Source organism: Nitrospira lenta (assembly GCF_900403705.1).
In the GTDB taxonomy this organism is placed as follows: domain Bacteria; phylum Nitrospirota; class Nitrospiria; order Nitrospirales; family Nitrospiraceae; genus Nitrospira_D; species Nitrospira_D lenta.
This window is the reverse complement of record NZ_OUNR01000020.1, coordinates 127,988-154,403: the sequence shown is the minus strand read 5'-3', so window position 1 is coordinate 154,403 and position 26,416 is coordinate 127,988. Positions and strand designations below refer to the sequence as shown.

The following is a 26,416-nucleotide window of genomic DNA, read 5'->3' as shown; positions in this document are numbered from 1 at the left end:
GCCTGTCCCCATTTTCTTGTCCTCACAGTCCGGCTCATGCGTTTCACCAACTGTTGCGCTAGGATCTTGAATGCACACTGACACCTTTTCTTCCCCCATCTTTTCAGTAATAAACGAGATAATCTTTGCGATGATTTCTTCAGCCGTAATCATCAGGAGATCTTACCTCTTGCCCTGTTTTATTCTTTTCTGACGGCTGCTTTCGTATTTTAACGGTAACTCTTCGGGTGGAAAAATCTTGTGAAAGCCAGTGTGCAGATTCTTCCCGATGGCTACAATAAGATCAGAAGTTTTCAAGGCTGATTCTTTGCTCTCTCGAATAAGTTGTTTAACTCGCACCGAAGTATCACCGCTTTGTTTCAGGTATCTTTCATCGGCTTCGCCGCCGTTATGTTCATAGACGTGGCGCCGAAAAAACATAAGAGTTGCAAAATTAATATCATTCTGTGACATGCCCTCAAATAAGTTAATGTCAAAGACCATCTTCAACTCATCAGCTCGTGGTCTCAATGAATGGAACAGCTTATTGTCCCATTCCTTTCGTCGATTTGGTGTCATCGGAATACGATTTGCCATTTGCTTCGCAATTTGGCGTGCATAGCTATCAAAAGCCGAAACTGCATCCTTGACGTAATCTTCATATTCCTGTCCTGCGGTAATCTTGCCTTTGATGCTCAGGATGTCTTTCTCCAATTCGCCCAGTCCATTGTACGTTCCACAGGTAGAGCAGTAGCCGTAGCGACCGAGAATATCGTTAACATCGTTGCATGCAGAGCAGGTATAGCGATTTTGTTGGGTCTCTTCTGCATAGTAGAACTCTGGCTTTGGCCCTTCTTTCCCAACGGCATCAGCAACCTGGTCCATGTCTATGACGTGTTCTCCATCATGATCAGATTCCATCGCCTTTATGGCAAGATCAACACAGGCGGAGGTATATTTCCTCTGGCCTTCAGTCAGAAATGAGTGACATTCCGCCCTAAGGCCACAATACGGGCAAGTCATTCGCCAGTGTGATGGTGCTCCCTTTGACCTCCAATATTGCTTACAGCTTTCACATTGGTGACCGTACATTCCGTGGCTGTCTGATCCAATGAATATTGGGAGGCAGTCAGATAGGGGAGCTGGATTACAAGGTTGACCTATTCCGCCCAACTGGATTGTACCAACGGGTACCCCTTGGGGAATGGCGTAAACTCCGAAGTGGCCTGCCGGATTTGGTCGAGAGTTGCGAATTCCAAATGCTATGCCGCGGCGGTTATTTTCGTCAGTTTCGATCGTTACTGTGAATTGACCACCGCAGTGAGCAATTTCCTGAAACTCTTTTCCGTACCGCGACGCTTGTTCAGCCATGTTAGATGTTCCCTGTATTCTGATATGCAGTAAGCCCATGACATTCTACGTTTTTAGCCCATCGAGGGTCTATCTTGTGGAAATATGCGGTCTGGCTTTTCCTGCTTTCCAAGAGGAAAGGAGGCGCTTGTTGCCTGGATGACTGTAGGGGCTGCGTTTCCGCCTGTCAGGAGTTGCGGCGCTAAGTGTTGACGACGTATCTGGTATCCAGGCAAGTCCAGTTCAAGCGAATCTAGCTGACGGCCCACTATTGCATCTCTTTCTTCCGCCCTCATGCGATACCCAAGCTGAAGCATTAACCCTCCTAGTATTCTTTCGGCTTCCGAATGCCGGTGCGATAGATGAGAAGTCTCCTTCATGCGTATTGAGTTGTCTAAGGGCGAGCGGGTCTCCAAATCAGGATGGCGAAGAATCCCGCCAGCGGCCTTGCTGACAGACTTTTTGAGCATCCTCTAACCACGCTTCGTAAACGGGGAGCCGCCTTGATTCCTCGGGCCTCTCTTTTTTCTCTTTTAGGAGTGGTCAGATAGTCCTTCATTGCGCGCATTGAGGGACCTCCGCTACACCGTGGGGCCTCAGCGAGCACAAAGGACTATCTGGCCACTCCGTCGCCCACTCTTGCATCTGAATCTTCCCCCCTCGTACAATGCCTATTCTCCAAGCTAACCCCTTGGCTTTTTGAATGATTCGGGTCGCTTCGCAGCCGGGCGATGGAAGGACCAGATCCATATGCGCATTGAGTCATCGAAGGGCGAGCGGGCTTCCAACCAGGAAGCTGAAAACGACCTCTCGCGTCGTTCTCGGCTCGCCAAAATCCTCAACGTACCCCAAGGGTACGCCTCCGGTTTTGACTTACCTGCGGCCTAGCGGGATGCCGTTTTGAGCATCCTGGGTTTTGTCGATTACTCTTCTGAAGTTTCAAGCTGCCTCTTCCCGCTCTTGCATCTCAATCTTCCTCCCCCGTACAATACGTTTCCGTTGTAACCCGTTGGCTTTCTGACTATTTCTGTCTCTTCTCGGCCGGGCAGAAGAAGGACCAGAGTTCCATGAAAATAGAGTATTCCAAGGGTGAACGCGCCTCCAAAGAACTCATTTTGTTGAATCGTCAAAGTTTCGAAGCTTCCAGCGGCAGGAAGATGAAGGTCATGCTGATCTTCCCGCCGGACTGGTTTCCCTCCGAACCCTATTTGAGCCTTCCCTCCCTCACCGCCGTCCTCCGTCAGGCCGGTCATACCGTCATCCAAAAAGACATCAACCTCGAAATGTGGGACTGGTACTTCAGCGAGGACTTTTTGAAGAAAGTCCTGCGCCGGGTGCCGCAACAGCTCGACCGGCTCCGCAAGCTTTCCAAGAAGCGGGATCTGGACGCCAACGAGATGGATTTGCAGTTGGCGCTCTGCGATGTGACTCGGCAGCGGATCGATGAATTGATCAAGAAGGCGGAGAAGGCGAAGGCGATTATTCGCGGGGAAGTGTTCTACGAAATCGATCAGTTAGAGTGGGCCATTCAAGTGTTCCGAGAAGTGACGTCAGTCATTTCGATGGTCTATGCTCCGGCACGGATCTGCATGCCGCCGATGGAGACGGATCTGTCCTATAAGGTCTTCGTGTCGTCCGAAGTCATCGACGCGGTGAACGATACCCAGGTGAATATCTACCGCGACGTGTTCGAGCATCTGGTGAAGCCGGCGATCGAGCAGGCTCAGCCGGACGTGATCGGCATCTCGATCGTGTTGCAGCAGCAGATGTTCTCCACCATGACCTTCTGTGCCCTCATCAAGCAGCACTTCCCTAACATCCATGTGACGATCGGCGGCAATACGGTGACGCGCCTGCGCGATGTGCTACCGCAGTCGCCGCTGTTCCAATACTTCGACAGTGCCGTGGTCTATGAAGGGGAGACGGCCTTTGTCCAACTCGTCTCGGCAGTGGGGGCGAAGCGGAGCCTGGCCGATGTGCCGAATACGATCTATAAGGACGAGACCGGCGTGCATACGTCGGAGACGAGTTTTGCCGAAGACATGCATGCGCTGCCGCCGCCGGACTTCGACGGCCTGTTGCTGGACAAATATTTTGTCCCGACGAAGATTCTGCCTTATCTGGCGACGCGCGGCTGCTACTGGGGTCGCTGCGAGTTCTGCGACCATGGCGAGGGCTATACCGCCGGATACCGGAGTAAGAAGATTCAGGACATTCTCGGGGAGATCCAGCATCTGCGCGACAAGTACGGGGCGAAGCATTTCCATTTTACCGACGAGTCGTATCCGCCGGCTTTGTTCCGCAAGCTGGCGCGTGGGCTGATCGATACCAGGATGGACATCACCTGGACGACGCACATGCGGTTCGAGAAGAGCCTGTTGGAAGATCAAGTCTGGCAGGATGCGAAGGACTCGGGCTGCCGCTATCTCCACTTCGGCTACGAGTCGGGGAACGAGCGGGTGCTGAAGCTGATGGACAAGGCGACGACGACCGCCATTATGACCGAGCATCTCAAGCGCACGGCGGAGGCCGGTATCTGGAACCACTGCATGGGCTTCTTCGGTTTTCCCGGCGAGACGAAGGAAGAGGCCTGGTCGTCGGTGGAGTTCCTGGAGCAGAACAAGGACTATGTGCATTCGCTAGGGTTCGGCACGTTTGACCTGGGCCGGCATAACCCGGTGGCGAAGCATCCGGAAAAGTGGGGCGTGACGGCCTACAAGAACCCCGAGTGGGATCTGGCGCTCGACTACTACTACACGGTGAAGAACGGGATGAGCATCGAAGAGGCCGAGCGGGTGTTTCAGCAATTCGAACAGAACCATTACGCGGGCTGGGACCTGCGGCTCTATATCAGGGAATTTATTTTTCTCTATATCGCGAAGTTCGGGCTGGAGAAGTTGCGGGATCTGCAATATCAAGCCGCCAAGATTGCGGGGCATACGCCGACGTTGGCTGGGAAAATGTGATGCCCCTCACCTTCACCTCTCTCCGGTGGGAAGAGGGACGGGAAAGGGGCCGAAGGCGAGAGGCTAGCGACGAGATAGTTGAGCTGGTCCCAAAATTCCTCCCCTTTGTAAGGGGAGGTGAGGTGGGGTAGAGGTCTGAGTCTTCTACCTCCCCTTCCCCTCCTTACAAAGGAGGGGGAAGAATGAAAGTGACGCGTGATGAGCAGGGAAATAGAAAGAACATATGAGTAGCTCCGGACTCGTCCAGATAGACGGTTTGTCTCCGATCAAGAAAGAGGATCGGAAGACTTCGAAGGTGATGCTGCTGTTTCCGCCCGAGTGGGTGCCGACGGCGCCCTATTTGGCGCTGCCGTCGCTGACGGCGGTGCTGCGGGAGGCCGGTCATACGGTCGTGCAGCGGGACATCAACATCGAGATGTACGATCACTTCTTCACGATGGAGTTTCTGATCTGGGTGAAGGCCAGGCTCGGCATGCAGCTCAAGCCGCTGCAAGACAAAGAAAAGGCCGGGACGCTCACGGACCGGGAGACGGATCAGAAGGCGGTCATCGAGCAGGCTTATGCGGTGGATGTGTTTGACCTGGCCGAGCGGGCGGAGGATGCCAAGCTGGTCGTGCGCGGCGAACGGTTCTACGAAGCCGAGACGCTGGAGCTGGCGCTCAATACCTTCCGTGAGGCGATGCAGTACATCTCCGCCGCCTACTATCCGGCCTCGCTCGTCTTCTATCCGATGGAAAGCAACCTGGGCTATCGTCCGGGCGTATCCAAGGAAGTCTTTGCCTGTCTCGACGACGAGCAGGTGAATGTCTATCGTGATATCTGCAATCAGCTCGTGCTGCCGTCCGTGAGTAAAGAGAAGCCGGATGTGGTCGGCATCTCCATCGGCACGCAGATGCAACTGCTGGCGGGCATGACCTTTTGCAAAATGATCAAGGAGACGTTCCCGCACATCAAGGTGGTGGTCGGGGGAAACGTCATCACGCGGTTGCAGGAAGAGCTGCCGCATCACGAGCGGTTTTTCACTGATGTGTTCGACGCGGCGATTCTCTACGAAGGCGAGCATGCGCTGCTCTGGTATATCGAGGCGTTGAACGGTCAGCGGGCGCTGGAGTCGGTGCCGAATCTGATGTATCGCCATGCCGACGGCGTGAAGCAGAGCAAGGAAGTCTATACGGAGAAGACGGCGGCGCTGCCGCTGCCGGATTTCGACGGCCTGCCGCTGGATCACTATTTTGTCCCGGAGCGGATCATTCCCTATCTGGCGACGCGCGGCTGCTACTGGGGGCGCTGCACATTCTGCGATCACGGGCAGGGCTACTTCGATCAATACCGCGGGATGACGGCGCAACATGTGATCGAGCAGGTGACGGCGCTGCGCGACAAGTACCAGTGCAAACACTTCCTCTTCAGCGACGAATCCTATCCGCCGGCGCTGTTCAAGAAAGTGTCGCAGCTGCTGGTGGAGCAGAATACCGGGATCAAGTGGACGACGCTCATCCGCTTTGAAGAAACGCTACAGGATCAGGCGGTCTGGGATCTGGCGGCGAAGGCCGGTTGCTGCACGCTCTACTACGGGATGGAGTCGGCGAACGAGCGCGTGCTGAATCTCATGGACAAGCATGCGAAGAAGAGCGTGATTCAGAATAATCTCCACCAGGCTTCGAAGGCGGGGATCTGGAACCATGTGATGGCTTTCTACGGTTTCCCCGGCGAGACGAAGGACGAGGCGCTGGAGACGCGGCAGTTCGTTATCGATAACCAGCCGGTGATTCATTCCGTCGAACTCTTCTACTTCGTGGCCTACCGGCACACGCCGATGGTGCGCAACCCGGAGAAGTTCGGCATCACGATTCACAAGCAGGAGGAGTACGACCTGCCGCTGGACTACTACTACACGCTGAACGAGCCGAGCACCCTGTCGTGCCTCGACGCGATGCAGATGTGCGAAGAGTTCTACAAAAACGATTTCCAGCCCTGGGCGGTGCGCGTGAACTCCCGCGAGCACGTGTTCCTCTACATCTCCAAGTTCGGCACGAACAAGCTGCCGCAAATCTACGCCAAGCAGCAGGTTGCGGTCGGCGCGGCGGAAGGTGTGTCAGGCCTTGTCACTTGGCCGGTTTCTCAATCAGAGGGCGAGGATGGAATGAGCCGGGTGACGTCTCATGACGTGGGGTGAGGTTGCCCTCCTTTATAAGGAGGGGGCAGGGGAGGTAGAGACCGGATTTCTACCCCACCTTTCCTCCCCTTACAAAGGGGAGGAATTGTCTGGAGTATCATCCGGCACGAGCACCGCGCAGAGGAGCGCATACGAGGCTTCGACGAGTGAGGTCATCTCTTCGGCCTTCTTGTAGGCTTCCATGTACTTCTTAGGATTGTTCGTCAGATTCGCGTAGCGAGCGGGGTTCCAGGTATAGAGCTGCACGCGCTTGGCCCGTTCCAGGTCTTCGGTGGTGACGGGGAGGGTGAGCCCAAGGACCTCCAGTGCGCGGGCGATTTCTTTAGGGATTGCCTCGTCAGTCATTCTCTTACTTTAGCTGGAGCAAGGTCGTCAATCAATGCCAATGCCCCTCCCGATGCTTCAGGCCGCTCCGATTTTTACCAAGAACGATTATCGCGATGTATTGCGTCGTGAGATGGACGCGGGGAAGATCCCGCTCAGTCTCGGGCGCGATTGCCCGGTGAAGTGCGAGTTCTGCTACGAGCTGGACCACTCCTACCGCGAAACGCTCGACCCGCCGAAGACCACCGATGCGGATTGGAAGTTTATCCTCGATTACATCAGCAAGAAACCGACGGACCCGAAACAGTTCTGGTGTCTGGGCGGGAACGAGTTCATGGAATGGACCGATCTCTTTCTCCATCCCAAGGCGATGGAGTGGGTCGAGGACTTTCTCAAGTATACGGACAAGAGCATCCAGTTCTTTACCGTCGGCTTTGTCCATGTCCCGAAGATCCATCAGTTGGTTGCGCAGTATCCCGGCCGGATCAATTTTGAGCTCTCCGTCATCACGCTGAGCGACTATCGCCAGCGCCTCATGCCGCATGCGCCTTCGGTCAAGCATCTGATGAAGGTGCTCGACGGCCCGGCGGTCTCGTCGGCGAATTTCTATGGGTTCGACGCCAACACGATGTCGAAGGATGCGGTGGAGATTTCCAAGATCAATCAGAAGTGCGTGCTCTGGATGGGCACGCTCACGCCGGTGCGCGGCCTGAAGGAGGAGACGGCCGGCCTCATGCGGCAGGGCCGGAAGCATCTAGCGGAGGAAGCGCTGCGGATTTACGATGCGGCGTTGCCGAACTTGCAGACGATCCATACCGAGGCCTACATCACGGCTTTTCTGAGCAGAAAACGGATCGTCAGCCTTTTCGATTCGCTCGAATTGGAGAAGAAGGATACGCTGGTCACGGGCTGGAGCGTCTCGAAGATTCTCTCGATGTACCGGAAGAACAAGGCCCGGGTGCTCTATGTGCCGAATACCATGCTGAGCGGAGATTCTGATTGCACGGTGTTGCTCACGTTCGATGACATCGCCCGGCGGCTCACCACCGAGAAGGTGATCCACGTGCCGAAGTGCATCATGCAGTCGGGCCGTGGGCCCTATAGCGACATCACCGGCGTGACGCTGGAACAGTTCACGGAAAAGACCGGGGTGAAGGTGAAAGTGCTGCATAAGGTGGATACCAGGTTTGCCAACGAGCAGTTGTACCGGAATGGCTCGTTGCAAAATTATATCGAGAATTATGTGCGCAATCCGATGACGCAGGCGTATGAAGCACTCCAACGGCCTGCCTAATGGGTGAGAGGGGGCAGTATGCCTGATCGCCGCTCGCTGAAGTTCTACCAAGCCGACGTCTTTACCTCCGAGCCTTTCGGCGGCAATCCTGTGGCCGTGTTTCCTGATGCCGACGGGCTTTCCGACGATCAGCTCCAGCAGATCGCCCGGGAGATGAATCTCTCCGAGACGGTCTTTGTCTTCCCTCCGACCGATCAGGCGGCGGTGGTTCGATTGCGAATTTTTACGCCGACGCAGGAGCTGCCCTTTGCCGGCCATCCGGTCATCGGCACGTTTTATCTGCTGGCGCAGCTCGGGCGCGTGCCGCTCACCGGTGCGGTCACTCGCCTGCTCTACGAGTGCAACATCGGTTTGTTTCCGGTGGAATTGCGCGGGGTGGGGAAGCAGATTGAGCATGTGGTGATGTCGCAGCCGAAGCCGGAGTTTCTCGATACGGTGGAGGACGAGGAAGATTTCTACAAGCTGGCTATTTCGCTCGGGCTTCCGAAGTACGCCGTCGCCGAGGCCAAGTCGCCGATTGAAGTGGTCTCGACCGGATTGCCGGTCCTGATTCTGCCGATCCGGACGCTGACGGCGATCCGATCAATCAATCCCGATCCCTCTGCCATTACTGATTTCTGCGGCCGCTTCGGCGCCAACGGTATCATGGTCTTCACGACGGTCACCGTCGAGCCCGATTCGACGGTCCATACCCGCATGTTTGCCCCGGCCATCGGCATTCTTGAAGATCCCGCCACCGGTAGTGCGAGCGGCGCGCTCGGGGCCTATCTGGTGCATCACCGCATTGTCGATGTGAAGCCGACGGCCGAGATTGTCTCGGAGCAGGGCTATGAGATCGAGCGGCCCTCACGGATTCTGATCCAGGTGGATTCGGGCGACGGAGTCATTCAAGAGGTAAAGGTTGGGGGGGAGTGTGTGATGGTGGTGGAAGGCGAGCTGAAGTTTTAGCAGGCTGATGAAAACGCCATCTCACTGCGTTCTCAGTCGTACGGCTCCCTGCGGCCTTGTGACATGACGTTTTGATCAGCCTGTGTGATGGGACTTCTTCCCAAACACATTAGTCCCGTTCGTTTCCTCAAGATTCTGCGGGTTATTTCCGATCTAGTTCTATAGGGTAGGGTGTGGTCTAGCAAGGAGCTGAATATGAAAGCTGTTCTGTTTCGTGCGCATGGTGGCCCGGATAAGTTGGTGTATGAAGAGCTGCCGACGCCGACGATCGGCCCAGATGAGGTGCTGGTTAAGGTCAAAGCCTGCGCATTGAACCATCTCGATATTTGGATCAGGCAGGGGAATCCGGCGTATCCCATGCCGATGCCACATGTGTCAGGGTCGGACGTGGCGGGGATCGTGGAGCAAGTCGGCGCGCAGGCCGATCTGGTGACGGTCGGACAGCGCGTGTTTATTTCGCCCGGGATCAGCTGTTGGAAGTGCGCGCAGTGTTTGGCGGGGCGGGACAATTTCTGCCGTTCCTACAGCTTGCTGGGGGCGATGATGCACGGCGGCTATGCCGAGTATGTGAAGGTGCCGTTCCGCAACGTGCTGCCCATCCCTGAGAATCTTTCATTCGAACAGGCGGCGGCCTTTCCCCTCGTCTCGGTGACCGCGTCGCATATGTTGTTCGCCCAGGCGGGTCTCCAGCATGGCGAGACGGTGTTGATCATGGGCGGAGGGAGCGGCGTCGGGACCATGGCGATTCAAATGGCCAAGCTCGCCGGCGCACGCGTGATCACGACGGTCGGATCGGACGATAAGATTCCCAAGGCCGTGGTGCTCGGCGCCGATGCAGTCATCAATCACACGAAGGAGAAAGTGGCGGATCGCGTGAAGCTCCTGACTGAAGGCCATGGTGTGGATGTGGTAATCGAACACATCGGCCCGGAGGTATGGGAGAGCTGTCTAGCCTCGCTGGCGAAAGGCGGGCGCTTGATTACCTGTGGCGCGACGACGGGCGCGGAGGTGAAGGTGGATCTTCGGTATGTCTATTCCCGCCAGTACACGATCAAAGGCTCCTACATGGGTACCAGGGCTGAACTGGTGAAGGTGGCTGAGTTGATGGGCCAGACGCGGCTGATCTCGGTCATTGATCGCACCTATCCGCTCAGTGAAGCGAGAGCGGCGCAGGAGCAGATGTTGAGCCGAAAGGTCTTTGGGAAGATAGTACTGACAGTGTGAGGATGCTGAAAACGGCTTCATTTTGTACCCACCCAGCCCCGGCGCGCTGAGACGCGCCGTTCCGCGGTTGCGTTCTCTCCTCGAAAGCATCCTCAACGTAGTCCTTCGGGAAGAAGCTGCTCTGGCAGCTTGGGGCGGGTGGGTGAGGAATGTTACGCCTCCGGTCGTTTCTCGCCTGCGGCCTCGCCGGAAGGCCATTTTGAACAGACGTAGCTTCTGAATTATAGAGGCGAAGCTAGTTTTCAGGCTCGCATCTCTCATCCCTCTCGTTTCGACTGTTTTGAGTGCTCCCTTCTCATTGTGTTACGCTAAATCAAAGCCGAATGAGCGCGGCCGGCGTTCTGTCCACTCGATCCCATCAACGAGAGGAGGGACATCATGTCTACCGTATCCAAGATCATGAGCAAACATCCCCACACGGTCGGGCCGGCGGTGTCGGTTGTGAGTGCGGCGAAGAAGATGCGGACGGCCCGAGTCGGGTCGCTGCTGGTGAAGAAGGGCAAGCAGCTGGTGGGCATTGTGACGGACACGGATATTGTCCGCCGGGCGGTGGCGGCCGGAAAGCCTCTCGGCCGGCTGACAGTCGAGAAGATCATGACGACGCCCCTGTGCACGATCGAGGGAAGTGAGTCGGTCCATGATGCGGAAGACATGATGAGTGACCTTGGTGTGCGTCATCTGGCCGTGACGAAAGGCGGAGAGATTGTCGGCGTCGTCTCGGTGCGGGATGTGATGAGGTTCTATAAACGGTATGCCCAATCAAGCATTGCGCCTGGGCAGAGGTATTCTGAACCGAAGATTTCTCAAGATTAGACGGATGTTGAAAACGGCCTCCAGCTTCGTTCTCGGCTCATCAAAATCCTCAACGTACCCGAGAGGGTACGCCTCCGGTTTTGATTCTCCTGCGGCCTTGCTGGAGGACCGTTTTGAACATCCTGTGGTGACGATCGTCGTTGCTCAGCTGGCTCGTGGGTTAGAACTGAGTATTCTGGTCGCTCCAAAACTGAGGGCTGAACGCTGATTCTACTTGCTGAGTTCTTTGACGAGGTGTCCGAGTTCGGGGAGGATCAGCTTCTCCATCGCTAGGCGGACGGCGTTTTCTCGCTCATATCGAAAGTCTAGGCGGAGATGCCCAATGTGCTATACTCCGCCCACGGGGTTAGCCATGACGTATTACACTTTTGAAATTGTGGTCGAGAAAGAAGCGGAAGACGAGGGCTACATGGCCTACAGTCCTACCTTGCCAGGTTGTTTCAGCAATGGGAAGACCATTGAGGCTGCCAAGCGCAATATACGTGAAGCCATCCAGCAACATCTTCAATCGCTTCTTGCGACTGGCCAGTCGATTCCGCAAAATGAAAAACTCGTTCACGTCGAAGAGCTGACGGTGGCGGTGCCCTAATGGGCAGAATGCCGCAGGTTACGGCGCACGATCTTATCCGCTTCCTCAAATCCCACGGGTTTACAGAAGACCGCCAATCAGGCAGTCATCTCACGCTCCGGCACTCAGAACGAAATATCTCCGTAACTATTCCGGTTCATACGGGCTGTGATGTGGGACGGGGGCTCGCGGTTAGAATTCTGAAAGACGCAGGGTTCTCAGTCGAAGACTACCTGAGAAAGTAGCGACGGAAAACGTCAAGCCGCCCATTATTTCGTGAGTTCTTTGACCAGATGTCCGAGTTCGGGGAGGATCAGCTTCTCCATCGCCAGGCGGACGGCATTTTCTGATCCTGGGGTAGAGAAGAGGACGCGGCCTTTGATGATGCCGGCGGTAGCCCGGCTCATGATGGCCGGTGAGCCGATCTCCTGATAGGTCAGATAGCGAAAGACTTCGCCGAATCCATCCAGCCGTTTCTCCAGCATCGCATCCACTGCTTCAAACGTCGAATCCCGACGAGAGATTCCGGTGCCGCCGTTGACGATGATGGCCTGGACGGATTCGTTGGCGATGCCTTCGGTGATCCGCGCGGTGATCTGCGCCGGTTCGTCTTTCACCAGATGGTAGGCGGCGATGCTGTGGCCCTGTTCCTTGAGCAACTTCTGAATGAGCTGGCCGCTCGCATCCGTCTCGGGCGTACGGGTATCGCTGCAGGTAATGACCATGCACCCGATAGAGCGGGGTGCATGGTGTTTGTGTTCATGATGGGTCGCACTGGCCATAATTCACTCGTCGGAAATTATTTCCAGACCGCGTCGGGGTTCAGCTTCTCGGCCGGCGTGCCCTTGGCGATATGCTCATCGAGGATGACGGCGACATCGGCTTCGGTCACTTTCGAATACCAGGTGTTGTCCGGGTAGACGACGACGGTCGGACCCTGTTCGCAGGGCCCCAGGCATCCGGTGGCGCTCACGAGGACCTGGCCCGGTTGCACGCCGCGTTGCATGAGCCCCATGTTGAAGGCCATGAGCAGCTGCGCAGCTCCGGCGCTGCCGCACGAAGGCTTGGGGTGACCTGGAGGACGGGAGTTGGTGCAGACGAGAATATGATGCTTTGGCTTTGGCATAGTGTCCTCAGTAAGAGTAGGTGATGGATGAATGCTGCGCGTGCGTCGCGCGGCCTACGAAGGCCGGTAGGCGTGCCACTGTTCGACGGCTTCCTCCGGCAATTTCCACTGTTTGAGTCCTTTGATGACCCAGTCGAGGTAGTGGTCTTTCGGTTTGAACTTTCCGATGGGATTGGCGGCGTAGGTCGTCACGAGTTCCTTTTCGCCGGCTTCATTCAAGACCGTAATCTGCAGGTGCCGGTAGGCGCCCGGCGGCACATCCTGTTCAAACTCATCCATAATCTTCAGGTCCTCGTCGGTCAGTTCGAAGACCGCGCCCCAGACTTTTTCACCGGGAGACGGCGCGATGCTGGAGAGTCCGCAGCGCCACTGTGCCGACCATCGGCAGAACTTGATGGTGTGATCGCCCAGCGTGGCCAGATAGAGGAACTGATGCTCCGGCGCCCGGCGCTTGAGTTGGGTGAGATTGAGATTGTCTCCGTACAAAAAGAATTTCATGCGAGGCGCTCTTGGTGATTCGAGTGACGACGGTGCCGCATTACTTGTAGCACACCGGCTTTTCGTCAGACAAGCGGACAGCGTCGCGCGCGGGATCGTCCATTGACAACCATCCAAGCGCTTCCTAAGATGCCCGCGATGCCTGTTTGCCGGTCTGCCGGTCACCCTCTCGTATGGAATTGAGCCCTGAACTATGAGCACTGATCCGTCTCCGTCCTCAGCCGCGCCGGAATCCTCGTCCCTGGTGAGAACCCTCCACTATGCGGTGGTGGCCGTGCTCGTGTTTGGCGGGCTGTACTATTTTGTCACCAAGCCGCCCTCCCTCAATCCGATGGCGGACAAGCAGGCCGCCGAAGCGCTGGCTATGGTGCAGACGCATCAGGCCATTGGGTTTCCGACGATTCTTCAAGCGATGAACGAACATGTCCGCTCCATGAAGGAGCGGGGGCAAGGGGTTCGGCTCGGTGAGTGGCGCGTCAAACAGGTGGAAGGGGATATCTACGAGATTCGCCTCCAGTTGCGCGATCAGAGTGTGAACGGCCAATGGTTCGAGCGGGAATTCATCTGGCACGCGCATTTGGGGAAGAAGAAGGTCAACGCGGCATCCGTCCCTGCCGATGGCGTGACCCCGATGCCACCGGAATCCGACCGGCCGCAGACTCCTGCTCCGCCCTTGCCTGGCGCGCCGCCGATGCCGCCGATGACAGGCCCTCCAGGAATTTGATCTGAATCTGGCCGCTGCCTGCTACGTGACATAAAGACTCCTGAGCCCTTTTATTCCTTCAAATTGCCCAATCACGGTGGCAGAGCTTTAGTAGATATGCCAGAGGGGGGCAGTGGGGTCTCTTCCTGGTTCAGCCAAGCCACGGCAACCGACGATAATATCAATGGCATAGCCTCCGCCCATCTTCAGGGCTCTGAAACTAACGGGCAGGCACGATTCGGTCAACACAGCCTCAACAATCAAGGGCTGCTTTCTAACCCAAATTCGTTGCTGACGGGTTTCTGGGATCAAGAGACAACCGGCATTGGGAGGGAGTTCGTCATCAGGGGTGGAACTATCACAGGCCAGCCTGGGATGAATGGTGATCCGTCGTTTTCCGCCAACGGCCATACCATTCATTCCCAATACAATGCCTCGTTGACTGAGAGACAGCAGTCCGGCTTCATTGCCGCTGTTATGGATGGAAACGTCACCGAGGAAACCGACATAGTCCAATATGGGACCGCGATACACAACGGTGCCGTCAGCGTACCGGACTTCGAGGTCGGCTTTAATTCTTCGTCCCCAGACAGCCAAGGGACCATCTCCGAGCTTGAGATCCTCGATCTGGATAAACTCACGCTTGTCCCGTTCCAGACGCTCTCGGGCCGAGTTGTCGAGAGTAACCGGATTGTAGGGGTAGACCCCTTGTTCACAACCCAAGCTGAATTGAATAAGAGCAAGGACCAGCAAAATCAAAGTGCGTTTCAGCATCATCTCTCCTTCGGTAGCCAAACTGTATCGCCGGATCGGGGTGGGGTCAACGCAGTTGCTGGAATAGTCCAGATGGGAAGCGATGGTAGGAATCAACGTGCGTGATCGCGGCCTGAGCGAGGGAATGCATGGGGCGATGTTGCGAGAGCGAGGCTGTTCGAAGAAAGAACTCAGGCACAATGGTTCATGACGCCGGTATCTGATTCTCGGTGACTGACGGCGAGTTGACGGAATAGGGTGTGGGCTACTCTAAATGTTCCGGGAGTTTGATCTGAATCTGCCCGTCGACGACGCGGACGTCGCAGCAGGCTACGGTGAAGTTCGGATTATTCACACGCTGGCCGGTTCTCAGGTCGAACTTCCAGCCGTGCCAGGGGCATTCAATAATACTGTCCTTTAGCTTTCCCTCTCCGAGCGGTCCGCCGGCATGCGGACAGGTATTATCGACGGCGAAGAGTGTGCCGTCGACATTGCTGAGTGCGATCCAAATACCCTGAACGTCCACGGTCTTGGTAACTCCCGGCGGAACGTCGGTGAGCGCGGCTACGGTGACGAATTCTTTCATGCGGGCAGTTTCCCAAAAAACTGATAGCGGCGTCTAGATGGGCGATGGATGTGGGGTTGCTTGATTTCGGGCGGGGCCTATGGCATACAAATATGTACGACGCCCTTGATGAACTGGATGCCCTCTTAGAGAGGAGCCAGGGTAGGGAATGAGGTTGCTGCATGGAAATGACTCTCCTGCTCAACTCGACGTACGAACCGCTGCGCGTGGTTCACTGGCAAAAGGCCATTGCTCTGCTCTGGCAGGGTAAAGTCGAAGTCCTCGAAGTCTACGACCGCGAAATCCACGGTATCTCCCTCTCGATCAAACTCCCTGCGGTGATGCGACTGCTCAAGCTGGTGCGGCTGAAAGACAGCTACCGCGCGGTGAAGTTTTCCCGTATCAATATTTTTACGCGCGATGGCTACACGTGCCAATATTGCAATCGGAAGTTTCGCACGGAAGAGTTGACCTTCGACCACGTGATTCCGATTGCCAAGGGCGGGAAGAAGACGTGGGAGAATATCACCACGGCCTGCTGGCGCTGTAATAATCGGAAGAGCGGGCGGACGCCGGACGAAGCCGGGATGAAGCTGAAGAAGAAACCGGTGAAGCCCCGCTGGAGCCCGGTGATTACGATTACGATCGGGATCCGCAATACGCCGGAAAGCTGGCGGGACTATCTGTATTGGAATATGGAGTTGGACGCCGATCCCGCCGAGACTTAGGCGGGATGCTGAAAAAGCTCCCCCGCTGCGTTCTCGCATCGTTCAGACCCTCAACGTACCCCAGAGGGTACGCCTCGGTCCTTCACTCACTGCGGCCTTGCGGGAAAGCTTTTTGAGCATCCCGTGAGTGTCGGGTGGTTAGACTTCAGGCCCTGATCACTCAGGACTTTCCCCCGCTACTTCACCGAATCCAGGACTATCTCGAAGTCGCGCCCGCCTGGGAGGGTGGGATTTTTGGCGTAGCGTCCTTCGATGTCGCCGGGCTGGGCCGGTCCGGCCTGGCCGTCGCGATCGAGCCGGGCCACGATATCCACCATGCCACGCAGTTCCGAGCCTTCTACCATGACATCGGCGTTGGTGATTTCAAAGGAGGCCGGGAATGTCGGATGGTCGATGCGCTTGGCGGCAATGGGCCGAGGCGGGCCCTGGGGGCGCTTGACGATGACGAAGAGCACGTCGGTGGGTTTGACCTGATCGGCCAGATTCGGGGCGATGGTGACACGCCCTGCGACGACGGGTTCTCCGGTAGCGGGATCGCAACTATGGGCGAGTCCGAGCCAGGCGGCGAGCGCCGCCAGGCCGATGATGGTGCCTGCCATTCCGAGTGCTTGTCCTGACATTCCGGCCATGTATCCTCCACATGCGTAACGAGGGCCGCATTATAGACAGGTCATCCAGAAAAGGGGAGGGCATGGTTTACGGCCAGGAAGACGCTATTGTATGATGGCGGCCAGTTACACTCTGTGCGGTATGGAGGAACATGCGATGGCTCCCAATTCTGGTTTTCCCTTAGTGCTCGATGTAAAGGGCTTTTCCGTCCTGGTGATCGGCGGCGATGAGGAAGCGGCGGAGAAGTCGGAGCGATTGCTCGAAGCGGGTGCCCGGGTGACGGTGATCAGTCCGATGCTGCATGAAACGTTGAAGCTTCTGGCCGCGTCCGCAAAAGTGATTCATCGCGGACGGCATTTTCGTGAGACCGATCTGGAGCATACGATCTTGGTCTTGAATACGATTCGCGGAGATCGGGAATTTGCCAAGATGCTCTTGGCGAAGGCGCGTGAAAAAGGATTTCTTTTGTGGTCGACGGATATGCCGGAGTTGTCCAGTGTCACGATGCCGGCGGTGGTGGCGTCCGGGCATGCCCGGGTCGCGATCAGCAGCAGCGGGGTAGCTCCGGCTTTGTCGGGGTTCATGAAGGAAGATCTGGAACGGATTCTCGATAGCGAATTTTCCGCGTTTGTCGATTGGCTCGGGCATCTCCGCGAGCAGGCGAAGGCCAATGAGCCCGATGCCGACAAGCGGCGCGCGTTGCTGCGTGAAGCGCTGGATGGGTTCCGTCTGCTTGGCAAAGTGCAATATCCGAAAGTGTGGCAGGACGAGCGCGCTCGGCAGACGGCTGCCAGCCCGGCACCGGCTGCCAAAACCACCTAAGGGAGCTCGCAACCATGGTCTTGCTTGAATTCAGTATGTCCCCGCTCGGCAAGGGGGAGAGTGTCGGGAAGTATGTGGCCCGGTCGCTGGATATTATCGACAAGAGCGGCGTGGATTACCGGCTCAATCCGATGGGCACGGTGTTGGAAGGGGAATGGGACGAAGTCTTTGGCGTCGTGAAGAAGTGTTATGAACGGATGCGCAAAGATTGCGGCCGCATTTCCTGCACGATCAAGGTCGACTATCGCAAGGCGGCGAAAGGCCGGCTGTCCAGCAAGGTCGCCAGCATCGAGAAACAGCTCAAGCGGCGAGTGAAGCAGTAAGCCGGTTGATTCTTCCATCTGGCCGGTTGACAGAGAATGCCGAATCGGCTCTGTTGGCCGGTCTTTCCGCGTGATTCGCTCCTCCCACCGAGCAATCTTCTCTCTTGAAGTCAGCTAGCCTCCCTTCCTATACTAGCCTCGCTAGAAGCGGATATCCGGCGTTGGCTCCGGCCTGTTTCGGGAGTGGAGGGATGCTATGCCCATTCAGTCGTTGGAAGGGGTCCAGCCGGTGGTGTTGCCGCTGGTCGAACTCTTACCCAAAGAGCGCAGGATTCTTGACCGGCCGTCGATGGAGTTTCGCCCGTTCGGGTTAGACGAACAGGGCCAGACGATCAGGGATCTGAGCGGCCTGAGCATCCGGGCGGTCATTCTCGATTTGGAGAAGACGCTGACGCGTGAACGGGGGGACGGCGCTGGTTCAGAGGCCGTCGATGAATTGTGCGTGCTGTTGAATCAGCGCATCAAGGATTCGGTCTACCATGTGACGCCGGAGTTTCTGAAGAATCCGTGGAATAGCTACTCCTACGAATTTGCCGCCTACCTCTACGAATTCTGCGAACTCTTGACCGGCGATCCGAATTTCATTTTTGCGGGCGGGATGGAAAAGATGTCGCCCATCATTCAAGTCCTGGCGCGGCCCTTCTCGCTTGAACAGATCTACGGCATGTTTCCCTACTTCGGAAACAAGTTTGCCTCCGGGTCAGTCGAATGCCGGGTGGTCAGCGTGACACCGGGATCCGCCACGCTGGCCATGCGGTTTTCCGACCGGACGCTTCGCCAGTTCGGGCCGTTCCGTCGGCGGTGCACGTATCTAGTTTGTCAGTCCGCCCAAGGGATTTTTGCGGCGGTTCCGTCGCGCGTGCACGGGCTGCCTCCAGCGACGTTGACGAATCTGTCGTGTGTGTCCAACGACGATGAATGGTGCCGGTGGCTTATTCGGTGGCAGAACGATGGCGCGAGACGATGGGGGCGTGCGTCTCGGTCTTCGGCGGCGGTGCCGGTGCTGCCTGAGCCGGTGTTGTGTGATGCCGTTTCGGCTGAATCCGAGCGGGGGCCGTTACCGCTGGAACCAGTGTGGGATGGCTGGGGCAATCCGGGTTCTCGGCGCCAGACGCACTGGATTTTGTGGAGTGGGTTGATCGGGTTGTGTCTTGCGGGAGGCCTACGGGTTCTGTCGTCCGCCGTGGGGCCGGCAGAGATGGCGCTTGCCGGATTGAGTCCGGTCCTGGCGGCCGGATGGCTGATGCAGCGCTGCATGCGCAAGGAAAGTTTGCAGCGCGAGGCGCTCATTCGCGAACAGATCGCGTTCGTCGAATCGCGGCATGAGGAATTGCGCGAGGCCTATTTAGGGCAGGAGCAGACGCGAGTCGAGTTGCGGCGGAAGGTGACGCAATTGACGGCATTGCACCAAGCCGGGCTTCTGTTCAGCGCGACGCTGGATCGCGAAACGCTGCTTGAACGTGTGTTGGAAACGCTCACGCGCGATCTGCATTATGACCGTGCCATGGTGTCGACGTTCGATCCGTTGCGCTCGGTCATTCGGCATGTGCGCGTGATCGGCGCCTCGGATGAAGTCTTGGCGTACGCGCAGGACTGCGAGGTGCCGGTGACGGATCGGAACAGCCCCGAGGGGATGGCGGTGCTGCAAGGGCTTCCGCTGTTGATCGCGGATATCCAAACGGTCTGGCCGCAGCTCCATCCGATCAATCGGCGGTTGGCGGAGCTAAGCCGGACGAAGTCGTTGATTATCGTTCCGCTGAGGGCCAAAGACCACATTCTGGGGATTCTGACGGTGGACCGGACGCACGAGCCGAGCTTGACGACGGACGATCTCGAGCTGATGACGACGCTGGCGAATCAAGTGGCCATCGCACTCGATAATGCGTCGGCCTATCAGCAGATCGAGGAATGGAACGTCGGATTGGAGTTGAAAGTTCGTGAGCGCACGGAGGCGCTGGAGCAGGCCGACCGGGTGCGGTCGCAGTTTTTGTCCCATGTCTCGCACGAGCTGCGCACCCCGCTGACGTCTATCAAGGGGTTTGTGCAGAACCTTCTGGATGGGCTTACCGGTCCGCTGAATGAGAAGCAGCAGCGGTATCTGTTCCGTATGCTGGATAATTCCGATCGGCTGATTCGGATGATTGAAGATCTTTTGGATCGGACCAGGATCGAGGCCGGCCGCCTGGAAGTTCATCCGGTCGATGTGGACCTGGAGTCTTGCCTGACGGACGCGATTGAGCAACTGCGCCCGCTGGCGTCCGCCAAGCGGCAACGACTGGGGATCAGCGCGCGAGACCTCGGTATCGAGGTGTGGGCCGACCGCGACCGCTTGATTCAGGTGGCGGTGAATTTGCTCCAGAATGCGGTCAAGTATACGCCGGAGGATGGTGAGATCTTGGTGGCCGTCGAATCGTCCAGTCCGCGGTTCGTCCGCATTCTGGTCAGGGACACGGGGCCGGGGATTCCGGCGGAGGATCTCGATCGGATCTTCGATCCGTTTTTCCGCGTGCAACATGGACAGCGAAGCGGACCCAAGGGGCTTGGGCTGGGGTTGTCCATCGTGAAAACGCTGGTAGAATTGCAAGGCGGAAGCGTCGCGGCTAAAAACTGTCCGGCTGGGGGCGCGGAAGTATCCTTTACGTTGCCGCTTCGATCGGCAATTCCCACGACGCCGCTCAGTCCGCCGGTCGCGGAGCGGCGCGTGCTGGTAGCCGACGAAGATCCGGACATTCGGCAGTGGCTGTTCGACCGGTTGAAGGCCAGCGGATATTGTCCTGAAGCAGCGCTGGATGGCCAGGAAGCGCGTGTGGCGGTCCAGTCGGGCGGGTATGCCGGCGTGATGCTCGATGTCGGTCTGGGGCAGAGTGAAGGGCTGAATGTCGTGAGAGAAATTCGCTTGCAGGCCACAGAGGTTCCGATCATCGTCATGACGGCGTCCGGATCACAGGAGCTGGCGGTTCAGGCGATCGGGATGGGGGCTCAGGCCTATTTGCTCAAGCCGTTTGATGCCGGTGAGCTGCGCGCGGTCATGGAGCGTTGGTTTCACTAAGCTTTGGCAGGCGAGGTCGGAATGATTCATCGGCCGTTTTCTATCGGAGGGTTGTGATGGCAGGGGTGTGGCAGCGCGAGTGGTTGTCGGTGGTGGTGGCAATTGTGATCGTAGGAGGGGGCGTTCTAGCGAGCGGTCTTTTTTCTCCGGCCTCGGCTCAGGTGCCGAGGATCCAGGGGTAGGGGACGTCCGCATCAGGGCAAGGGAACGCCTACGCGGCTCAGGCTGACGATCCTTCCGCGTTGCACTATAACCCTGCCGGGATGACACAGTTGCCCGGTGTGCAAATACTGGCTGGAGGAATGCTGACCGGAGGAACCACCAGTTTCACGAGCACCTCCGGAGCCAATGCCACGGGGAATCGCGACGGGAGTCTGGCCTGGCCGCCGCCGGCGCATCTGTTTATCACGGCGAATTTGGGCGGCTTCGGCGCCGAGTGGTTGAACAGGGTGACGGTCGGGATCGGTCTGACCTCGCCGTTCGGATCAGTGAGCCGGTATGCGGACAACGGTCCGCAACAATTCAAGGCAGTCTTTTCTGCATTGCCGCTGATCGATATCAAACCGACGATCGCCTATCAAGTCACGCCGGATTTGTCGCTCGGCCTCGGCGCCGACATCTATACCTTTTCCGATATGTTGGGCGAAGGGCACTTTGAGAAGCAATTCATTTCAACGGGTGCCGTGGCACCGTCGGTGCTGGGTACCGCAGGACAAAAAACGGAACTCTATGGCAAGGGAACGGCGGTTGGATACAACGTGAGTTTGCTGTACACCGCTCTGAGGAACGGCGATGGAAAACCCATCGCGAATATTGGCGTGGTCTATCGGAATCAGGTGGCGTTGCCGTTGAACGGAGGCATTTTAGCCAACGGGGTAAAGACCTCGGATGCGTCGACGACCTTTGTGTTGCCGCAAGTTATTACCGGCGCCATTGCGATCTGGCCGACGAGGACCGCCGAACGTGAATGGAAATTGGAATTGGATGTGGACTATGTCGGGTGGAAATCGGTTAGGAACCTAGATATCGCGTTGGCGAACGGGTCTATCATTCCGCAACCGCAAAACTGGCGCAGCACCTATACCGTGATGATCGGGACCGAGTACCGATGGTTGAAGATGGAATCGTTGCCGGAGTGGGAGCTGGCGCTCCGTGCCGGCTACATGAATTCGCCGTCGCAAATTCCTGATCTCACGTTCGACCCGGCTATTCCGTCCGCCGACGTGCATATTCCATCGGTGGGATTTGGGTTGGTGTGCAAGGAAGGCGGGACGATATTCGGCGTTCGTTGCGGCGATTTTGGGTTCGGCCCGATCAAGCCAAAGGCCGTGGCATTTGATCTGTCCTATCAAGCCTCGCTCTACGAACAGCGGACGGTGAGCTGCGGATGCGCCCTGGCGACAGCGGTCAATGGACTCTATCGTACGACCTATCATTCGGGCGGGATTTCACTGCGCGTGAATTTCTAGCCGCGTGAGGCGGAGTGGGCTAGGAGTTTTGGTAGCGGCGTGGGATGCGTGGACCGATGGCGCACAGCGTTTCGTAGGCGATGGTGCCGGTCCATTTTGCCAGATCGGCTGCGGTAATCTGATCGGTTCCCTGGCGGCCGATTAGGATGACCTCGTCTCCGACGGAGGCGTCTGGAATCTCCGTCACATCGATCATCACCATATCCATACAGACCAGGCCGATGACCTTGGCGCGTTGTCCGCGCACGAGGACTTCTCCACGATTAGAGAGTCGCCGGTTGAATCCGTCCGCATAGCCGATCGGGAGCACGGCGACACGCGTCGGCCGCTTGGCCACGAATGTTCCGTTATAGCTGACGGGGCAGCCGGCCGGAATGGCGCGCATCTGCGCGATGCAACTTCGTAATGACAAGACCGGTTTGAGGTCGGGTGCCGAAATCGATTCCGGCAAGGTGTGATAGCCGTAGAGCATGATGCCGGGCCGAATCATCGAATAGTGCGCCCGCGGGTAGCGAACGGCGGCTCCGCTGTTCGCGGCATGAATCAGCGGAATCGAAAGGCCGCGGGTCGTGAGGCTATTTACGATACTCTGAAAGCGCGCAAGCTGTTCTTCCGTTTGGCCGGTCTCAGGGCCGTCGGAATCGGAGAAATGGGTCATCACTCCTTCGATCCTGAGCGAGGCCGGCAATTGGCCTGAGTCGATGAGGCGTAATAGCTCGTCCGCGGCCAATCCAAGACGGCCCATGCCTGTTTCCACTTTGAGGTGAATCGGGTAGGGAGTCGCGAGCGAGGTCGTCGCCTGCGTCAGCATTGGGAGCGACGCGCGGTCGCTGATGACGGGTGTCAGGCGATGGGCGATGATGTCGTGGAGCTGATCCGGGAACAGCGGTCCCAACAGCACGACTGGAACGGTGATGCCGGCAGACCGGATGGCGATGCCCTCGTCGAGTGAGACGACGGCGATACGGGCCACTCCCTGGGCGATGAGCGATCGCGCGACCTCGATGGCGCCGTGGCCGTAAGCATTTGCCTTGATGACCGCCATGACCTCGCATCCGGGTGAGAGGAGGCGGCGCAACTGCGTCAGGTTATGGGTGAGAGCGGAGAGGTCGACGATGGCGTAGGTCGGAGAGGATGTAGAAATAGTCGGCACGCGATGAGGAGAGATCTGGAAGCCTGACTCAGACTTCCATGATCTCCTGTTCCTTCTTCTTGATCACGTCGTCGATTTTCTGTCCGTACTGCTCGGTGAGCTTTTGGGTTTCCTGCTCTCCCTTGCGCAGTTCGTCTTCGGTCAACTTCGCATCTTTTTGAAGCTTCTTCAACTCTTCATTCGCATCGCGCCGGAAGCCGCGGATTTGTACTTTGGTGTCTTCCCCGTGTTTCTTGCAGATCTTCGTCAATTCCTTGCGGCGTTCTTCGGTCAATGGGGGAAGGGGGACCCGGATCATTTTGCCGTCGTTGGAGGGATTTACGCCCAGTCCGGAATTCGCCAGGGACTTTTCAATTTCTTTAATCAATTGCGGTTCCCAGGGCTGGATCGTGATGAGCCGTGCTTCCGGAGTCGAGATATTGGCAATCTGTTTGAGCGGCGTCATGGTGCCGTAGTAATCGACCCGAATGTTGTCCAGGAGCGCTACCGAGGCCCGGCCTGTCCGCAGACCGGCAAGGTCCCGCTTGAGGTGCTCCACGGCATTGTCCATGTGGGTCGTCAGAGTTTGTTTGACTGCAGCTGCGTTCGACATGGCGGTACTCCGTAGTGAGCTAGCGCGGGCTGATCGTGACCAGCGTGCCGATGGGTTCGCCGAGTGCGACCCGCTTGAAGTTCCCCTGTTCGGTCAACTTGAACACGATCAGGGGAAGGTTGTTGTCCATGCAGAGGCTGATGGCCGTCGAGTCCATGACTTTTAAGTTTTGATTCAGAATCGACAGAAACGGGATCTCGCTGTACTTTTTCGCCGATGGGTTTTTCACCGGATCGGCATCGTAAATCCCATCGACTTTGGTGCCCTTGAGGATGACCTGGGCGCCGATTTCCATGGCGCGGAGTGCCGCCGCCGTATCGGTTGAGAAATAGGGGTTGCCGGTGCCGCCGGCAAAAATCACGACGCGGTTTTTTTCCAGATGGCGAATGGCCCGCCGGCGGATGTAGCCTTCGGCCAGCTGGCGCATTTCGATGGCGGATTGGACTCGAGTGATGACGCCGACCCGTTCCAGGGCATTCTGGAGGGCGAGGGCATTCATCACGGTGGCGAGCATGCCCATGTAGTCCGCTGAGGCTCGTTCCATCCCAGATGCGCTGGCGGCGAGTCCGCGGAATATGTTGCCGCCGCCAATGACGACGGCAACTTGGACATCCATGGCAACGACAGAGGCGATTTCCTGCGCCAGTCCCTCAAGGACGGACGGCTGGATTCCATAGCCCTGCTCACCGGCCAACATCTCCCCGCTGACTTTCAGGAGGAGGCGCCGGTATTTCGCAGAACTCATGCTTGGCCTAACTGAAAGCGGGTGAACCGGCGAATGTTCATGTTCTCCCCGATCTTCGAAATCTTCTGCGCCACCAGGTCTTTGACGGTGACGGTTGGGTCCTTGATGAAGGTTTGTTCCAGCAGGCAGTTCTCTTGATAGAACTTTTCCAGCTTGCCTTCCACGATCTTCGGCAAGGCTGCCGCGGGCTTCCCCAGTTCCTTCGCTTGTCCTTCGAAAATTGCTTTTTCTCGTTCGACCAGGTCTGCGGGGATATCCTCGCGTCTTACGTATGACGGATTTGCGGCGGCGATCTGGAGAGCCAGGTCGTTCACGAAGGCTTTAAACTCTTCGTTGCGCGCTACAAAGTCTGTTTCGCAATTGACCTCGATCAGGACGCCGATTTTTCCTCCCATATGGATATAGGAATGGATCAACCCCTGATTCGTTTCACGCCCGGCTTTCTTGGCTGCAGCGGCCAGGCCTTTCTGCCGGAGGTAGTCGATCGCCTTCTCGACATCGTCGCCGTTTTCAGTCAACGCCTTCTGGCAATCCAGGATGCCGGCGCCGGTTTTTTCCCGAAGTTCTTTTACAAGCTGACTTGATCCTGCCATGGTCCTCTATCCTTACGCGGTGAGAGAGATCGTCATAAATAGTTGGCTGTCGAAAGGCGTTATGCGACCGGAGCCGCGCTCAGTGCGGCCGGCTTGCCTCCGGCTGCCGGGGCGGCCTGGAAGTCGGCCTCATCGCGCTGCGTCTTGATATGCGCGCCTTCGATGCAGGCGTCCGCAATCTTCGAGGTGATCAGCTTGATGGAGCGAATGGCGTCATCATTGCCCGGGATCGGGTAGGTGATGTTGTCGGGGTCGCAGTTGCTGTCCAGAATGGCGATGACGGGGATCCCCAGTCGGGTCGCTTCCTGCACGGCGATTTTTTCAATGCGGGTATCCAGCACGAAGATGGCGCCCGGAAGGCCGCGCATGGTCTTGATGCCAGAGAGATACTTCTGCAATTTGACGATGTCCTTCTGCATGAGCATGATTTCTTTTTTCTTCAGGCCATGCTCGGTCGGATTCTGCAGTGTCGTTTCCATCTTCTTCATCTTGTCGATGCTGAGACGAATGGTTTTGAAGTTCGTCAGCATGCCGCCGAGCCAGCGTTGGTTCACGTAGAACATGTTGGCGCGCGTTGATTCTTCCTGGAGAATTTCCGCGGCTTGCCGCTTGGTGCCGACAAAGAGGACGGTTTCACCGGCGGCGACGGTGTCCCGGACGAAGGCATAGGCCTGTTCCATCCGCGTGAGCGTCTGTTGCAAGTCGATGATGTAGATGCCGTTGCGTTCGCCGAAGAGATACTTCTTCATCTTTGGATTCCAGCGGTTCGTCTGGTGTCCAAAGTGCACGCCTGCTTCCAGCAATTCCTTGATCGCGACCACTCCCATGCCTTCACCTCCCTTCGAGGCTTGCAGAGCACCCATCGTGCGGGTGAGGGGAACGAATCCCCTTATTCTCAAGCCAAGCAGCGCTTTTCTTCGCTGATGTTAAATTTAAGTATTATTTCTGCTGACGCCAATGGTGTGAGCAGAGCTGTCCGTACACCTCTAAATCTTCGGCACGCTATCATAGCGACGGTTGATTTTCAAGCGGTTAGGCGTGAGGCC

Annotated in this window: 26 protein-coding genes and 1 pseudogene; 14 read left to right on the top strand and 13 right to left on the bottom strand. The window is 57.2% G+C overall.

Annotation, left to right across the window (positions count from 1 at the left end; translation table 11 throughout):
- Positions 1-162 precede the first annotated feature (162 nt).
- A complete protein-coding gene (locus NITLEN_RS17945) occupies positions 163-1,350 on the bottom strand; it encodes a hypothetical protein (RefSeq protein WP_146216233.1) in 1,188 nt (395 codons plus the stop codon).
- A 1,046-nt stretch (positions 1,351-2,396) separates the two neighbouring features.
- Here NITLEN_RS17945 and NITLEN_RS16405 point away from each other — a divergent pair.
- Positions 2,397-4,295 (top strand): B12-binding domain-containing radical SAM protein, encoded by a 1,899-nt coding sequence (locus NITLEN_RS16405; RefSeq protein WP_121990723.1) that lies wholly within the window; start codon positions 2,397-2,399, stop codon positions 4,293-4,295.
- 223 nt (positions 4,296-4,518) lie between these two features.
- Positions 4,519-6,471: a B12-binding domain-containing radical SAM protein gene (locus tag NITLEN_RS16400; RefSeq protein ID WP_121990722.1), complete on the top strand. Its 1,953-nt coding sequence runs from the start codon at positions 4,519-4,521 to the stop codon at positions 6,469-6,471.
- A 69-nt stretch (positions 6,472-6,540) separates the two neighbouring features.
- Here the strand turns inward: NITLEN_RS16400 and NITLEN_RS16395 are convergent, their stop codons facing one another.
- On the bottom strand, positions 6,541-6,816 hold the full coding sequence (locus NITLEN_RS16395; RefSeq protein ID WP_121990721.1) for a hypothetical protein: 276 nt from the start codon (positions 6,814-6,816) through the stop codon (positions 6,541-6,543).
- Between the two features lie 34 nt (positions 6,817-6,850).
- Here NITLEN_RS16395 and NITLEN_RS16390 point away from each other — a divergent pair, with 34 nt between their 5' ends.
- The 6 genes from NITLEN_RS16390 (at position 6,851) to NITLEN_RS18730 (ending at position 11,887) form a co-directional block, all read left to right on the top strand.
- On the top strand, positions 6,851-8,089 hold the full coding sequence (locus NITLEN_RS16390) for a hypothetical protein (protein ID WP_121990720.1): 1,239 nt from the start codon (positions 6,851-6,853) through the stop codon (positions 8,087-8,089).
- Between the two features lie 18 nt (positions 8,090-8,107).
- Positions 8,108-9,037 carry a PhzF family phenazine biosynthesis protein gene (locus tag NITLEN_RS16385; protein WP_121990719.1) on the top strand — a complete coding sequence of 310 codons (930 nt, stop codon included), beginning with the start codon at positions 8,108-8,110 and terminating at the stop codon, positions 9,035-9,037.
- Positions 9,038-9,232: 195 nt separating this feature from the next.
- Positions 9,233-10,261, top strand: coding sequence for a zinc-binding dehydrogenase (locus NITLEN_RS16380; RefSeq protein WP_121990718.1), 1,029 nt, complete (start codon positions 9,233-9,235; stop codon positions 10,259-10,261).
- Positions 10,262-10,639: 378 nt separating this feature from the next.
- Positions 10,640-11,074 carry a CBS domain-containing protein gene (locus NITLEN_RS16375; protein ID WP_121990717.1) on the top strand — a complete coding sequence of 145 codons (435 nt, stop codon included), beginning with the start codon at positions 10,640-10,642 and terminating at the stop codon, positions 11,072-11,074.
- 352 nt (positions 11,075-11,426) lie between these two features.
- The gene (locus tag NITLEN_RS16360; RefSeq protein ID WP_121990732.1) at positions 11,427-11,663 is read left to right on the top strand and encodes a type II toxin-antitoxin system HicB family antitoxin; all 237 of its coding nucleotides are present in this window, start codon (positions 11,427-11,429) and stop codon (positions 11,661-11,663) included.
- Positions 11,663-11,887, top strand: a complete 225-nt coding sequence (locus NITLEN_RS18730; protein WP_121990715.1) for a type II toxin-antitoxin system HicA family toxin — start codon at positions 11,663-11,665, stop codon at positions 11,885-11,887. Before NITLEN_RS16360 ends, NITLEN_RS18730 begins: the two co-directional genes overlap by 1 nt.
- A gap of 24 nt (positions 11,888-11,911) precedes the next feature.
- Here NITLEN_RS18730 and NITLEN_RS16350 read toward each other — a convergent pair whose 3' ends face one another.
- From NITLEN_RS16350 to NITLEN_RS16340, 3 genes are read right to left on the bottom strand one after another with little or no spacing between them, the layout of a single operon-like run.
- Positions 11,912-12,424, bottom strand: a complete 513-nt coding sequence (locus tag NITLEN_RS16350; protein WP_121990714.1) for a MogA/MoaB family molybdenum cofactor biosynthesis protein — start codon at positions 12,422-12,424, stop codon at positions 11,912-11,914.
- Positions 12,425-12,441: 17 nt separating this feature from the next.
- The gene (locus NITLEN_RS16345) at positions 12,442-12,768 is read right to left on the bottom strand and encodes a (2Fe-2S) ferredoxin domain-containing protein (protein WP_121990713.1); all 327 of its coding nucleotides are present in this window, start codon (positions 12,766-12,768) and stop codon (positions 12,442-12,444) included.
- Positions 12,769-12,822: 54 nt separating this feature from the next.
- Entirely contained in the window at positions 12,823-13,266 is a 444-nt protein-coding gene (locus NITLEN_RS16340; protein ID WP_121990712.1) for a gamma-glutamylcyclotransferase family protein, read from the bottom strand.
- Between the two features lie 193 nt (positions 13,267-13,459).
- Here NITLEN_RS16340 and NITLEN_RS16335 point away from each other — a divergent pair, with 193 nt between their 5' ends.
- Complete coding sequence (locus NITLEN_RS16335; protein WP_121990711.1) at positions 13,460-13,990, top strand: hypothetical protein; 531 nt, start codon at positions 13,460-13,462, stop codon at positions 13,988-13,990.
- Between the two features lie 87 nt (positions 13,991-14,077).
- Here NITLEN_RS16335 and NITLEN_RS16330 read toward each other — a convergent pair whose 3' ends face one another.
- Together NITLEN_RS16330 and NITLEN_RS16325 are read right to left on the bottom strand one after the other, a co-directional pair.
- The gene (locus tag NITLEN_RS16330; protein ID WP_146216232.1) at positions 14,078-14,746 is read right to left on the bottom strand and encodes an FKBP-type peptidyl-prolyl cis-trans isomerase; all 669 of its coding nucleotides are present in this window, start codon (positions 14,744-14,746) and stop codon (positions 14,078-14,080) included.
- A 241-nt stretch (positions 14,747-14,987) separates the two neighbouring features.
- A complete protein-coding gene (locus NITLEN_RS16325) occupies positions 14,988-15,308 on the bottom strand; it encodes a Rieske (2Fe-2S) protein (protein ID WP_121990709.1) in 321 nt (106 codons plus the stop codon).
- A gap of 161 nt (positions 15,309-15,469) precedes the next feature.
- Between NITLEN_RS16325 and NITLEN_RS16320 the strand changes: the two genes are divergently transcribed.
- Entirely contained in the window at positions 15,470-16,015 is a 546-nt protein-coding gene (locus NITLEN_RS16320) for an HNH endonuclease (protein WP_121990708.1), read from the top strand.
- 176 nt (positions 16,016-16,191) lie between these two features.
- Here the strand turns inward: NITLEN_RS16320 and NITLEN_RS16315 are convergent, their stop codons facing one another.
- Positions 16,192-16,644: a c-type cytochrome biogenesis protein CcmI/CycH gene (locus tag NITLEN_RS16315; RefSeq protein ID WP_121990707.1), complete on the bottom strand. Its 453-nt coding sequence runs from the start codon at positions 16,642-16,644 to the stop codon at positions 16,192-16,194.
- A 136-nt stretch (positions 16,645-16,780) separates the two neighbouring features.
- Here NITLEN_RS16315 and NITLEN_RS16310 point away from each other — a divergent pair, with 136 nt between their 5' ends.
- From NITLEN_RS16310 to NITLEN_RS16295, 4 genes and pseudogenes are all read left to right on the top strand, one after another.
- Entirely contained in the window at positions 16,781-17,446 is a 666-nt protein-coding gene (locus NITLEN_RS16310) for a precorrin-2 dehydrogenase/sirohydrochlorin ferrochelatase family protein (protein WP_121990731.1), read from the top strand.
- A 14-nt stretch (positions 17,447-17,460) separates the two neighbouring features.
- On the top strand, positions 17,461-17,769 hold the full coding sequence (locus NITLEN_RS16305) for an MTH1187 family thiamine-binding protein (protein WP_121990706.1): 309 nt from the start codon (positions 17,461-17,463) through the stop codon (positions 17,767-17,769).
- Between the two features lie 196 nt (positions 17,770-17,965).
- Positions 17,966-20,818 (top strand): sensor histidine kinase, encoded by a 2,853-nt coding sequence (locus NITLEN_RS16300; RefSeq protein WP_121990705.1) that lies wholly within the window; start codon positions 17,966-17,968, stop codon positions 20,816-20,818.
- A gap of 197 nt (positions 20,819-21,015) precedes the next feature.
- Positions 21,016-22,287 (top strand): annotated as a pseudogene (locus NITLEN_RS16295) (OmpP1/FadL family transporter); the annotation flags it as partial.
- Between the two features lie 19 nt (positions 22,288-22,306).
- Here the strand turns inward: NITLEN_RS16295 and alr are convergent.
- From alr to rpsB, 5 genes are read right to left on the bottom strand one after another with little or no spacing between them, the layout of a single operon-like run.
- A complete protein-coding gene (gene alr / locus NITLEN_RS16290; protein ID WP_181416934.1) occupies positions 22,307-23,440 on the bottom strand; it encodes an alanine racemase in 1,134 nt (377 codons plus the stop codon).
- A 28-nt stretch (positions 23,441-23,468) separates the two neighbouring features.
- The gene (frr, locus tag NITLEN_RS16285; protein WP_121990702.1) at positions 23,469-24,032 is read right to left on the bottom strand and encodes a ribosome recycling factor; all 564 of its coding nucleotides are present in this window, start codon (positions 24,030-24,032) and stop codon (positions 23,469-23,471) included.
- A 19-nt stretch (positions 24,033-24,051) separates the two neighbouring features.
- Positions 24,052-24,777, bottom strand: a complete 726-nt coding sequence (pyrH, locus tag NITLEN_RS16280; RefSeq protein ID WP_121990701.1) for a UMP kinase — start codon at positions 24,775-24,777, stop codon at positions 24,052-24,054.
- The gene (gene tsf / locus NITLEN_RS16275; protein WP_121990700.1) at positions 24,774-25,370 is read right to left on the bottom strand and encodes a translation elongation factor Ts; all 597 of its coding nucleotides are present in this window, start codon (positions 25,368-25,370) and stop codon (positions 24,774-24,776) included. Before tsf ends, pyrH begins: the two co-directional genes overlap by 4 nt.
- Before the next feature lie 59 nt (positions 25,371-25,429).
- A complete protein-coding gene (rpsB, locus tag NITLEN_RS16270; protein WP_121990699.1) occupies positions 25,430-26,197 on the bottom strand; it encodes a 30S ribosomal protein S2 in 768 nt (255 codons plus the stop codon).
- Positions 26,198-26,416 lie beyond the last annotated feature (219 nt).